Origin of the sequence: Lentzea albidocapillata subsp. violacea (genome assembly GCF_900100275.1) — a bacterium.
Taxonomy (GTDB): Bacteria; Actinomycetota; Actinomycetes; order Mycobacteriales; family Pseudonocardiaceae; genus Lentzea; species Lentzea violacea.
Genome location: NZ_FNET01000011.1, coordinates 257,939 through 269,958 on the forward strand (window position 1 = coordinate 257,939; position 12,020 = coordinate 269,958).

Here is a 12,020-nt window from a genome sequence, read left to right on the forward strand (position 1 = left end):
CATGGCACCCGTCAAACCCACCGTCCCACATCCGAACGCGAACTATCCCGGCCAGCCGCACGAAGAAATGAAGAAGCTGGTCACCGAGAAGTACGACCCCAGCGCCGCGAACCAGGTGATCGATGCCTGGGGAGCACTGGGGTCGCGGTTCAAGGAACTGGCCACCGACTTCAGCATTCTGGTCAACGGCTCGCAGTCGGCGTGGACGGGCAAGGCCGCCGAGGGGGTTCGGGCTGCGCTCAACAAGGTGGGGACGTTCGCGGACAACACCGGCGAGGGTTTCGTGCGCACCTCCGGTGCCATCGCGCAGCAGCGGGACGCGGCGGTGCAGGCGAACCGCAGCATGCCCGAACCGGTCAGCTTCAGCCCGATGGACATCATGAAGAAGTACGCCGCGCCTTCGATCCTCTTCCCGCCCGCCATGGTGGGCGCACCGTTCGAGATGCTCTCCAAGCACAACGAACAGCAAGAGGCGAAGGCCGAAGCCGTTCAGGTCATGCAGACGCGTGACAACACGATGATGTCCGCGGCGATGTCCATGCCCACCATGGAATCCACTCCGCAGGTCACGCAGGACCAGGGCGTCACGCAGACGAGCAGCAGCACGAGCACGAGCAGCCTGAACAACGTCAACGCCAATCAGCGGTTCAGCAACAACAGCAACACGGGCATGCCATCGATGCCTCCAGGCTCCAACAACGGCACGACAAACGCCGCGTGGGTCGCGCCCCAGGTCAAGGACCCGTCCCTGCAACCCGGCAACAACCAGAACAACCCCGGCGGCCAGAACCGGCCGCCGTTCACCCCGCCCGGCATGCTGCCGCCTCCCGGAATGCGGCCGCCCGGCGGCGGTCTGCAAGGACGACCTCCTGGTAGCGGTCCGGGCATGCGTCCCGGCGGCCCCGGAGGCGGCGGTTCCGGTGGTGGCGCGGGTGGTCGCGGCATGGGCGCGGGCGGTATGGGTCCGGGCGGCATGGGTGGTGCGGGCTCCGGCCGTGGCATGGGCAGCTTCGGCCCCGCCACCCCCGGCGGCAGCACCGGAGTCATGGGCAACGGCCCAGGCGGCGCAGGCGCGGGTGCGGGTGCCGCGGGACGTGGCGCGGCTGGTGCCGGCGGCATGGGTGCCGGAGCCGGCGCCGGTGCGGGCCAGGGCGAGGAGGACAAGGAGCACAAGTCCAACTACCTCCTCCCGACCGACGAGTTCTTCGACGACGATCGCATGGTCGCGCCGCCGGTGATCGGCGGATGAAGCAGATCGCGCAGCTCTCCCTGCCCGCGTTCGAGGTCCTCTGGGAGGACCTGCGGGCGGGAAGCATCCCGTACCCGTTCGACGTCAGCCAGCACGGCGAGACGCTCGACGAGCGCGCCCGCATCAAGGCCGCCGTGCACGCAGACCTTGAACGCCGGAACCTCGCGCGGCGCGGCAGGCCGGAGCCTGATCTCGAGGACGCGCTGAACCTGTTGGCGCGGCCCGAACTCCGTGTCATCGCGCTCTGCATCCCGGACATGAACGAGCAGAAACTCGTCCGCGCCAGTGTGGTCGCGCGCGGCGGTTACGCGGTGCTGGTGATCCAGGAGGACACCGGCATCACGTTGAGTCTGGTGCAGCCCAACGAGATCGCCACCTGCCTCGCGAACGCCATGCCGCGAGGCAGGCCGGGGCCGGGCAAGCTCGTGACCGTGCCCGGCCAGGCGTTCGAAAACCAGCCGCAGCAACAGGAAGGCTTCCGGCAGTCGGTCCGCACGGCGGAGAGCGACGAGGTTCGCATCGCCAAGCAGATGCTGACCGGCCCCGCCATCGGCAACGGCCACTTCCTCGTTCAGCTGGGCCAGGGCCGCACCATCCGCGACTTCCCGCCCGTCACGTGGATCGACACCAGCCAGGGCCGCTACGCCAACGTCGAGACCCGCAAGGGCTGGTTCACGATCACCCCCGCCGACAACGTGGGTCTGGCACGACACCTCGGACAGGTTCTGGCGATGACGAGCGAGCGATGAATCCGGAACAGATGATCGCGGACCTGGAGTCCAAGGCCCAGCAACTCCAGCAACGCTCGCACCAGATGCAGGAACAGATCCAGCACGCCGGCAGCACCATCACCTCCCCCAACGAGGCGGTGACAGTCAAGATCGCACCGAACGGCGCGTTGCAGCACATCGAGTTCTCACCTGTCGCGATGCGCCTGACGCACGTGCAACTGAGCCAGCTCGTGATGCAGACCGTGCAGAAGGCCCAGATCCAGGCCGCCGAGCAGGTCGCGTCCATTGTGGAGCCCGAGTTCGGCGGCACCGAGGCGATGGACTTCCTGCGCAGCTTCATCCCGCAGCCGGAGGAAGAGGAACCGCCACCACCACCCGAAGAGGGTCAGGTCATGCGCGAGGTCTCGTGGAACGACCCGGCGCAGAAGCCTGCACCGAGGCCCCGTCCGCAGCGGCCCGCCGATGACGACGAGGACGGCTTCGGGAGCGTGCTCCGATGACCGGCTTCCAGGTCAATCCGAGTGAGCTGCACTCGTTCGCCAAAGACCAGCTCACCCGCCAGCAAGCACTGGAAGCCGCTGCGGACAAGGCTTCCGGCGTGGATCTTGGTGGCGACACGTTCGGCGTTCTGTTGCAGTTCTTCGCCAACGACGCCGAAGACGCGGCGCACAAGACTGTCGAGGCCATCCGCAAGCTGGCCGACGGTGTCGGCGACGCCGCCGAGAACACCAAAACCACCGCGTTGTTCTACGAGCAGAGCGAGGACGCCAACCGCGGGCGCTTTGGAGGCTCTCGGTGACCTTCACGGACCTCAAGGGCGGCGATCAGTGGAGCGACCCTGCGAACTTCGCCGGTGCCGGGATGTTCGAGTCCCTCGCCCAGACCGTCGACTCGATGGGCAGACTCGGTGAAGGGGACGCCGCCGAACTGGGGCTCAACGTCGCCGCCCTGGGCCTCGACGCGCTCGGCGTGTTCATGGATCCGGTCGGAGCGCTGGCGACCGCGGGCATCGGCTGGCTTATAGAGCACCTCAGCTTCCTGCGTGAACCGCTGGACTGGCTCGCGGGCAACGGCGACAAGATCAAGGCCGCGGTCGGCACGTGGAACCAGGTGTCGACCGCGATCGCGCAGATCGCGGAAGAGCAGAACACGGCGGTGCAGAGCCAGATCAGCTCCTGGCAGGAGGCCGCGGCCGAGCGTTTCCGGTCGAGCCAGGGCAGGCTCGCCGACGAGATCACCGCGGTCAGCAGGTCGTGCGCGGCGGTGGGCGAGCAGATCGCGACAGCAGGCACCATCACGGCAGCGGTGCGCGGCATGCTCCGTGATCTGGTTGCCATGTTCATCTACGAGGTCATCCGCAACGCGATCATCGCTCTTGCTTCTTCATATGTCTCACTGGGCAGCTCGATCGCGGCCTTCTCGGCATGGGCCGTCGGACGCGGCGCCATCGTGCTCAGCAAGATCACCCAGCAGATCGCCAAGCTCATGAGGGTCATCACGAGGATCGCGGGCAGGCTCAAGACCCTCTTCGCGAAGCTTGGCGACGTGCTGGCGCAGCTCGCGCGGTTCGGCAAGGGAGGCGGCCGGACGGTGGACGCACCGAGCGTGCCCCGGACGCCGAAGGCGGACGCGGTGAGCGACGCCGGCACGCGACTGGAGGACTGGGGACAGTCGCGTCCCACTGCTGGGGAGGCGTTCGAAAAGCTCAAGCAGGGCGGCCGAGAGCTCAAGGACGGCTACCTGGACGCCGGCAACACGTGGAAGAACAAGTACGAGGACCCCTACAGCGAGAAGGCTCCGTCCAAACCGTGGCAGCAGGACGCCGTCGACGCCTACACACCGTTCAAGCCGATCACCAAGGCTGACGGTTCCGTCACCCCGCACTCGGTGCCGAACGTCCTGGATGGCGGTTACCAGATCAAGCTCGGCGCCGATGTCCTGCGGGAAGCGTCCAAGCAGGACGAGTTGCAGCTGGAGGGCGTCGAGAAGGACCAGAAACCGGCTTTCGAACGGCAGCAGGGTTACCTGGACCTATGAGCGCGACCGCAACACCTCCGCACCGACGACGGTTCGCGATGCTGCTGGCTCTCTCGCTGCTCGCCGGGTTCGTCTCCGGCTTCCTGACGGCCATGCCGGGCCTGGCGCCGCTCATCGTCGTGCCCATCGGGATCGTCTGCGTCTTCTTGGCCGGCTTCGCAATGCTGAAGCTTCGGCCGAAGTCGACCGGCCTCCTGGCCGCCCCGCTCGCGGTGCTGGTCGTGACGGGGCTGACTGTCGTCGGCGGTCACTCTCTGTGGCTGACGGCGTTCGGTGACCAGATCTCAGGCTGCGAGGTGATCTCGGTGAACAGGCACACCAGCAGCAGGTCGCCGACTTCCTTCAGCAACGACGTCAATTGCGGCTCGCAGAAGGTTCCGAGCCACTTCCCGCCCAGTCAGGACGAGCTACGCAAGCCAGGTGATCGTGTCGACCTGGTCATCGATCGAACCGGGGTCGTCAGGGTGCTCGAGCCGAGCGAGCTGACGTGGTGGCGCAATGTCCTTGTGCCCGTCGGCGCGGCCGTGGGCGTGGCCTTCGTGCTGGTCGTCTTGAAACGGCGCCGCTGGAAGCCGGGCAAACCGGCGGCACCACGCAATCTCGACAAGGACTTCCTGTAGGCGCACACGCGGTCACGCGCGAGGCGGCGGATCCTCGTAGCGCGTGACCGCGTGCCCTCCCCGCGCCGAACATACGACCATTTGGCCCCAACGTGACCGAACGTCGTGTTTTTGGCCAGGATTTGGCCACTCCGCCCGACTTCACGACGCGCCCGGCAAGCGAGTAATTTGCCCTCGTTCGGCGCATTGACAATGCGTGTTTCCGTCGTCTTCACTCCATTCCGATCAGGAACGACTATTGTTCCACCACCAGAGTTCAATTACGTGGTGTTGTTGTCTTACCATGTCCCTGACCAGCACAAACACAGAGCACCCGATTCAATGACAGAAAGTGGACAGGACGATGTCAACTCCCGCGCCGGCGACGGGAAACGATTCTCCGAAGTTGCGCGACGACACGACGCGCTTCCTCTGCGGAGCCGCTCACCGCGACGAGGAGTTCGCGGATTCCGCCATTCGCGAGTACCTCGTGGAGGCCACGCGGTCGATTCCGCGTTCGCCTGGCGTCAACTCCGGCGCGGTGTTGCGGGAGGCGGTGGCGGCACGTACGCGGCGCAAGGTGCGCGACGGGGTGTTGCTGGTGCTGGCGCTGGTGGCGCTGTTCGCCGCCGGCGGGACGTTCCTCACGGCGTGGCTGGTGGTCGCGGCGATCGCGGCGGTCGGGACCGGGGCGCGCGTGGCGTTCACGCGGCCGCGGCGGGTGGTCACGGAGCGCGGGCCGGCCGTGCTCGGCTCGATCGTCAGCGTGATCGCGCTCTTCTTCGTGCTGTACAAGCTCATGGACGAGCTCGCCGCCTCCACCGAGTACTGCAGGCCCAGGTACGAGGAGTGCGCGACGGAGAGCAGCGGCGGCGCGGTCGCGGCGTTGATCATCGCGATCGCGCTGATCTTCGCGGTGCTGCTCGCGGATCGGGTCGTGACGTGGCTGCTGGTCACGAAGAGCTTCCGGCGCGCCGGTTTCCGCACCAGCAGGGGCGAGGCGGAGCTGTGGCGCAACGAGTGGGTGTTCCGGGGGCTTGGGCACGCGAGCTACGCCGAAGCGCTCGCGCTTTACCCGATCGAGGAGAACGACGAGTCTGACGACGCGGACGGCGCGCAGGTGATCGTCTACCACGGCTATCGGCCGTTCGTCGGCTCCGGCACGATGTTCGAACCGTGGTCCATGGCGCTGCCCCTCAAGCCCGGCGAGGAGACGATGGACGCGCCGCTGCCCGGATTCGCCCTCCAGGAGCTGTACGAACGCATCACGAGCGAGCTGGTCAAGACGGGCCGTTCGCCGTCGCTCTCGCCTGGCCATCGGCTGCGCGCCCTCAGGACCGGCGACCGCGTCGTCATCTCCTCGGTCGAACTGATCGACCACATCGACGACGCCGAAGCACGGATCGTGTTGCCCGACAAGGATTATTCACCCGAAGCCACGGTCAGCCGGTCCGTTGTGGACGAACTGATCGCCAGGCCGATGGAGTGGATGCGCTACTTCCGCTCGTTCCAGGTCGAAACGTGGGACCGCGACGTCGTGATCTCCGCGTACCTGACGTTCGGGCTCGACGACGAGATGCTCTACGTCGAGTGGACGCCGTGCATCCTGCACCCGATCAACTCCGAGCACCGCAAGATCGACGTGCTGCCGGCGCAGTCGCTGCGGCCGTTCGCCGAGGCGATCGTGGACCTGCTGAAGTTCCCGGCGTCGATACCGAAGCGGTTCGCCACGGCGGTCGGCTGGATGAACCCGATTCATCAAGCAGAGGGCACGTACGTCGCGGAACGCTACGGCGCCAGCAACAGCCTGCGCGAACTCGCGAGCAGGAGCCAGGTCGACAACTACTTCCAGCTCACCGACGTCGAGCGCTACATCAAGGTGCTGGAGTCACGGCTGCTGCGCACGCTCGGCGAGTTCCTGGAGAGCAAGGGCATCTCGGTCACCGAGTTCATGGAGCAGGCCATGCAGGTGACGAGCAACAACGTGCACATCACCGGGCCGGTGATCTCCAGCAACATCGGCACGTCGGGCAAGGCACGCACGGGCAAGGCGAGCGTCGGCAAGGGAGGCTCATGAACGACCGCGACTTCGAGATCCAGGGACCGGTGATCGGCAGCAACGTCGGCACCAGCGGACGGGCCAGGACCGGGGACGTCCACATCGGACACATCAGGGACGTGAGCACCGTGCTGCGGCTGCTCGACGAGCTGCGCGAGGACCTGAACCAGGCCCAGGCGGCCACGTCCGCGATCGAGGCGGTGGACGATCTCCGCGCCGAAGCCCGCAAACCCCAGCCGAGCAAGGACGTCGCGGTCCACCTGATGGACAAGCTGTCGGACCGCGGCCTGGGCGAGCAGGTGAAGGACCTCTCGAAGGCCTTCGACGCCCTGTTCTGACCCGCTAACCGACCTTGCGGGCGGTCGCGAACCTCGGCCGCCCCGCGAGGTCGGCGTGGTCGGTCGCCTCCGTGAGTACCCGGCGCGCGGCCAGCAGCGCCGGCACGGACTCCCCCTGCGTGTCGTCGTGCTCGATCCCGACGGACCCACCGGGCTTCAGCCACCGCGCGGCAGCCCGCACGACGTGCCGGATCACGTCCAGCCCGTCGGCACCCGAGAACACCGCGTGGTGCGGATCGTGCACGCCCACCTCGGGCTGCACCGGAGTTCCTTCCGGCACGTAAGGCGGGTTGCACACCACGAGATCCACCAGACCGTCCAAATCGGACAGCAGCGACGGATCGGTGGCGTCACCCGAGTGCAGCCGGATCGGCGTGTCCCCGGCGGCCACGCGCGCGTCGGCGTTGCGCCGCGTCCACGACAGCGCCTGCGGGTCGATCTCCACCGCGTGCACCACGGCGTCCGGCCGGGCGGCCGCGATCGACAACGCCAGCGCGCCCGTTCCCGTGCAGAGATCCACGACCACGGGCGAAGAAACGCCGGCCAAAGACTTCAGGCCCCACTCCATCAGCAGCTCGGTCTCGGGCCGCGGCACGAACACACCGGGCCCGACCTCGACGGAGATGGTGCCCATCGGCGCCCAGCCGAGGATGTGCTGCAACGGAATGCGCGAGGCGCGCACCCGCACGAGCTTGTGCAGCTGGTCGATCACCGACGGATCGACCAGCGGGATGAGCGGCAACCGCCCGCGCTCGACCCCGAGCACGTGCGCGGCCAGGTACTCCGCGTCGACGCGCGGACTGTCCACACCCGCGTCGGCGAGGATCTTGGCCGCCTCGGAGACGGCGAGGCGGAGCGGTTGCCGGTTCATCATCAGATGAGAAAACTACCTCAGAAGTTGATCATGTGCCCGGCCAGGCCGTGCACCGCTTCCTTGACGGCCTCGCTCAGGGTCGGGTGAGCGTGGACGTTGCGCGCAACCTCGTGGACGGTGAGGTCCCACTGCTGCGCCAGCGTGAGCTCGGGCAGCAACTCGGTCGCCTCGGGGCCGATGATGTGGCCACCGAGCAGCTCGCCGTGCTTGCCGTCGCTGATCAGCTTGACGAACCCGCCGGGCTCGGCGAGGCCGTGCGCCTTGCCGTTCGCGGTGAACGGGAACTTCGCGACCTGGACGTCGTAACCCTTCTCGCGCGCCTGCTTCTCGGTGTAGCCGAAGGAGGCGATCTGCGGCTGGCAGAACGTCGCCCGCGGGATCATCACGTAGTCGAGCTCCATCGTCTCGGCACCCGCGATGGTCTCCGAGGCGATGACGCCCATGGCCTCGGCGGTGTGCGCGAGCATCAGCTTCGCGGTGACGTCACCGATGGCGAAGATGTGCGGCACGTTGGTGCGGCCACGGCCGTCGATGTCGATCGCGCCGCGCTCGGTCAGCTTCACGCCGGTCTTCTCGAGGCCATAGCCCTCGACGCGCGGCACGAACCCGATGGCCTGCATGACCTTGTCGGCCTCGAGAACCTCCTCGGCGCCGTTCTTCGACACGGTGACGCGGACCTTCGGGCCCGACTCGTCGATCGACTCGACACGCGTGCCGACGCGCACGTCGACGCCCAGCTTCTTGTAGCGCTTGAAGAGCTCGGCGGACACCTCTTCGTCCTCGAGCGGCACCATCCGGTCGAGGAACTCGACGATGGTGACCTTCACGCCGTAGTTGTGCATGACGTAGGCGAACTCGACACCGATCGCGCCCGCACCGGCGATGATGATCGACTCGGGCAGGTCCTCGGTCATGATCTGCTCTTCGTAGGTCACGACGCGGTCGGACTTCTGCGTGTTCGGCAGCATCCGGGTCGTGGCGCCCACGGCGATGATCGCGTGGCCGAACGTGATCGTCTCGTCCCCGACGGTCAGCGTGTGGTCGTCGGTGAAGCTGGCCCACCCGTTGTACTCGGTGATGCCGTTCTTCTTCATGAGGAAGTGCACGCCCTTGACGCGCCCGTCCGCGACCTTGCGGCTGCGCTGCCACGCCGCGCTGTAGTCGAAGCTGACGGTGCCGTCGACCTTGATGCCGAACGTCTTCTGCTCGTGCGTGAAGAGGTGCGCCAGCTCAGCGTTGCGCAGAAGAGCCTTCGACGGGATGCAGCCCACGTTCAGGCAGACACCGCCCCAGTACTTCTCCTCCACGATGGCGGTCTTCAGCCCGAGCTGAGCCGCACGGATCGCGGCGACGTAGCCGCCCGGACCCGCACCCACGACGACGACATCAAAGTGTGCGCTCATAAGCACACAACCTAGCTCCCGAGCTGCTCTCGCAAGAACTCAACCGTCCGTTTCCAGGCGTTCGCGCGAGCACGTGCGGTGGCCTGCGGAGCACCACCACCCGAGAAGGTGACGCCAGGCCCCGGATAGGTCACGTCGGTGGCCGGCCGGTGCGGTGGACCCGCGATCAGGTGTCCTGCCTCGGGATACACGACGTGCTCGTACGGGAACGGGTGCTCGTGGTCCTTCAACCGCCGTAACGCGACCTCGCTGAGCTCGGCGCTGGGCCACCCGTCGTCCTGTCCGGACGAGATGAGCAACACACCCCCGGCGATCCGTTCGACGGGTATCTCGGTGTCCTCCGGGATGCCGTCCTCCGTGCTGAACGCGAGCCTGAGCGGCACCGGTTCGCCGTTGACGATCCGCGCGCGCAGCTCGTCGCCGATCTCGTAGGGCAGATACGGCAGCGGCTCGCCCTTGAGAGTCCACGACGCCGCCTCGTATGAAAGCTTCTGCAGCAGGTTGCCGCCGGGCCCGATGCCCTGCGTCACCACACCGCTGCCGACCACGCTCACCACCGCCCTCACCTGTGAGAACGTGGCGCCGACGAGCAACGCCAGCTCACCGCCGCGCGATCCGCCGACGACACCGATCTCGCCCGCGCGTTCGGACAGGTAGTCGATGGCCTTGCCGAAGTACTCGAGCGGCACGTCGACGAGGTGCTCCGGCAGGCCCTTCAGGCCGAAGTAGCCGAGCGCGAACGTGACGAACCCGTGCGCGGCCAGCAACGCCGCGTCAGTCTCCTGAAGGCCGCCCTCGGACCCGCCGAGCACGATGACGCCCGGCAGGTCGCCTCCGTCGTCCTCAGGGGCAAACAGAGTGCCGACCAGACCGTTCTCCCGGACCTCCAGCCGCTCGACGCCGTCGGGGACGGACTGCCGTTCGAGCACGCGGTCCCCCACGCCCTCGACCGAGAGCACGGTGGGGCCGGCCTTGCCGCCGGTGCGCTCCAACGACCAGAACAGCCCCATCGGGTCGACGCCGCGATAGCTGCCATCGGCCGGTGCGTGCCGTGTGAGGTCTACGACTCCACGGTCGTCAGCCTCGAACACCGCACGAGAGGCGCGATCACCGGTGGAAAGCTGCACGGTGATCGCTTGGCCGGGTTTCAGCCCGGCGACGATCACGTCGACCGGCTGGTCGAGGGGCGCTGTCTGCGGACTAACCAGGATCTCGGCCACAACGCGCCCCTCTCACGTCGGATTACCCGCCTGCGAGCCGTTCTGCCCGGTCAGCGGCGGCCAGTGCGTCCACCACCGCGTCCAGGTCACCGTCGAGCACCTGGTCCAGGTTATGCGCTTTGTACCCAACCCGGTGATCGGAGATGCGTGATTCGGGGAAGTTGTAGGTCCTCACCCGTTCACTGCGGTCGACGGTGCGGATCTGGGTGCGCCGCGCGTCCGACTGCTCCTGCGCCTTCTGCTCCTCGGCGAGGGCGACCAGCCGGCTCTGCAGCACCTGCATGGCGCGAGCCTTGTTCTGCAGCTGGCTGCGCTCGTTCTGGCAGGACGTGACGATGCCGGTGGGCAGGTGCGTGATGCGGACCGCGGAGTCGGTGGTGTTGACCGACTGGCCGCCCTTGCCGGACGACCGGTAGACGTCGATCCGCAGGTCCTTCTCGTCGATCTCGACGGCGGCGGTCTCCTCGGTCTCCGGAAAGACGAGGACACCGGCGGCCGACGTGTGGATGCGCCCCTGCGACTCGGTGACGGGCACGCGCTGCACGCGGTGCACGCCGCCTTCCCACTTCAGCCGGCTCCACACCCCGTCCGGCACCGCGGTCTTGGCCCTGATGGAGACGGTGACGTCCTTGAACCCGCCCAGGTCGGAGTCGGTGCCGTCGAGCAGCTCGACCTTCCACCCCTGTCGCTCCGCGTAGCGCGTGTACATGCGCAGCAGGTCCCCGGCGAACAGCGCGGACTCCTCGCCACCCTCACCGGACTTGATCTCCAGCAGCACGTCGTCGCCGTCGTGCGGGTCACGCGGCAGCAGCAGCTCGTTGAGCTTCTCCTCCAGCTTGGGAAGCTGCTCCTCGATCTGCTCGACCTCCTCCTGGAAGGACCGGTCCTCGGCGGCGAGCTCCCTGGCCGCCTCCAGATCGCTCTTGGCCTGCTCGATCTTCCGCGCCGTCTGCACGATGGGCCCGAGCGCGGCGTACCGCTTGCCGAGCTTGCGCGCCCCCGTCTGGTCAGCGTGCACGGAGGGATCGGCGAGCTTCTTCTCCAGCTCGTCGTACTCAGCGAGCAAGCTGGCCAGCGACTGCGACACGTCTCCTGCTTTCGTTGGGTTTCCCTGGAAACGGCGACGGCGCCCGCCCCGGCCGGAAGGCCGAGGTCAGGCGCCGTGAAAGCAGCTACTTGTTGCGCTTGCCGTAACGCGCCTCGAAGCGCGCCACGCGACCGCCGGTGTCCAGGATGCGCTGCTTGCCCGTGTAGAACGGGTGGCAGTTGGAGCACATTTCGACGCGAACCTCGGAAGCCGAGGTGCTGCGCGTCGTGAACGTGTTCCCGCAGCTGCAGGTCACTTCGGTGGGGGTGTACTCGGGGTGGATGCCAGTCTTCAAGATCTTGTCCCTTTCAAGGATGGCCGCCGGGTCCCTCTTGGTGAACGGGTGAACCGGAGCCGGACTCGACCATTTAGTTTGCCAGACCGTTCAACACGTGCAAAAACGCGGTTGTTCCCAAGGCTGAT

13 protein-coding genes are annotated in these 12,020 nt (G+C 67.3%); 8 read left to right on the top strand and 5 right to left on the bottom strand.

Translation table 11 applies throughout. From position 1 onward, the window contains the following. Window position 1: 1 nt before the first annotated feature. The 8 genes from BLR21_RS24865 to BLR21_RS24900 all read left to right on the top strand — a co-directional run bounded on the left by BLR21_RS24865 (window position 2) and on the right by BLR21_RS24900 (window position 7,013). On the top strand, window positions 2-1,249 hold the full coding sequence (locus BLR21_RS24865; protein WP_143027863.1) for a hypothetical protein: 1,248 nt from the start codon (window positions 2-4) through the stop codon (window positions 1,247-1,249). Then, window positions 1,246-1,998: an ESX secretion-associated protein EspG gene (locus BLR21_RS24870; protein WP_090008781.1), complete on the top strand. Its 753-nt coding sequence runs from the start codon at window positions 1,246-1,248 to the stop codon at window positions 1,996-1,998. Before BLR21_RS24865 ends, BLR21_RS24870 begins: the two co-directional genes overlap by 4 nt. Further along, window positions 1,995-2,480, top strand: coding sequence for a YbaB/EbfC family nucleoid-associated protein (locus BLR21_RS24875; protein ID WP_090008783.1), 486 nt, complete (start codon window positions 1,995-1,997; stop codon window positions 2,478-2,480). Before BLR21_RS24870 ends, BLR21_RS24875 begins: the two co-directional genes overlap by 4 nt. Beyond that, window positions 2,477-2,779: a type VII secretion target gene (locus BLR21_RS24880; protein ID WP_090008785.1), complete on the top strand. Its 303-nt coding sequence runs from the start codon at window positions 2,477-2,479 to the stop codon at window positions 2,777-2,779. Before BLR21_RS24875 ends, BLR21_RS24880 begins: the two co-directional genes overlap by 4 nt. Continuing rightward, a complete protein-coding gene (locus tag BLR21_RS24885; RefSeq protein ID WP_090008787.1) occupies window positions 2,776-4,017 on the top strand; it encodes a hypothetical protein in 1,242 nt (413 codons plus the stop codon). The genes BLR21_RS24880 and BLR21_RS24885 overlap by 4 nt, the downstream gene beginning before the upstream one ends. Next, window positions 4,014-4,637 (top strand): hypothetical protein, encoded by a 624-nt coding sequence (locus tag BLR21_RS24890; RefSeq protein WP_143027864.1) that lies wholly within the window; start codon window positions 4,014-4,016, stop codon window positions 4,635-4,637. The genes BLR21_RS24885 and BLR21_RS24890 overlap by 4 nt, the downstream gene beginning before the upstream one ends. Before the next feature lie 385 nt (window positions 4,638-5,022). Continuing rightward, on the top strand, window positions 5,023-6,693 hold the full coding sequence (locus BLR21_RS24895; protein ID WP_143027865.1) for a hypothetical protein: 1,671 nt from the start codon (window positions 5,023-5,025) through the stop codon (window positions 6,691-6,693). Then, on the top strand, window positions 6,690-7,013 hold the full coding sequence (locus BLR21_RS24900; RefSeq protein WP_090008793.1) for a hypothetical protein: 324 nt from the start codon (window positions 6,690-6,692) through the stop codon (window positions 7,011-7,013). The genes BLR21_RS24895 and BLR21_RS24900 overlap by 4 nt, the downstream gene beginning before the upstream one ends. 4 nt (window positions 7,014-7,017) lie before the next feature. On the opposite strand, the gene prmC is transcribed toward BLR21_RS24900, so the two are convergent. From prmC to rpmE, 5 genes are all read right to left on the bottom strand, one after another. Continuing rightward, on the bottom strand, window positions 7,018-7,884 hold the full coding sequence (prmC, locus tag BLR21_RS24905; RefSeq protein ID WP_090008865.1) for a peptide chain release factor N(5)-glutamine methyltransferase: 867 nt from the start codon (window positions 7,882-7,884) through the stop codon (window positions 7,018-7,020). Between the two features lie 20 nt (window positions 7,885-7,904). Next, entirely contained in the window at window positions 7,905-9,290 is a 1,386-nt protein-coding gene (lpdA, locus tag BLR21_RS24910) for a dihydrolipoyl dehydrogenase (protein ID WP_090008796.1), read from the bottom strand. 11 nt (window positions 9,291-9,301) lie between these two features. Continuing rightward, entirely contained in the window at window positions 9,302-10,510 is a 1,209-nt protein-coding gene (locus tag BLR21_RS24915; RefSeq protein WP_090008797.1) for an acyl-CoA thioester hydrolase/BAAT C-terminal domain-containing protein, read from the bottom strand. Between the two features lie 22 nt (window positions 10,511-10,532). Beyond that, the gene (gene prfA, locus BLR21_RS24920) at window positions 10,533-11,597 is read right to left on the bottom strand and encodes a peptide chain release factor 1 (RefSeq protein ID WP_090008799.1); all 1,065 of its coding nucleotides are present in this window, start codon (window positions 11,595-11,597) and stop codon (window positions 10,533-10,535) included. 85 nt (window positions 11,598-11,682) lie between these two features. Then, window positions 11,683-11,892: a 50S ribosomal protein L31 gene (rpmE, locus tag BLR21_RS24925; RefSeq protein ID WP_030480430.1), complete on the bottom strand. Its 210-nt coding sequence runs from the start codon at window positions 11,890-11,892 to the stop codon at window positions 11,683-11,685. Between the last annotated feature and the right edge of the window lie 128 nt (window positions 11,893-12,020).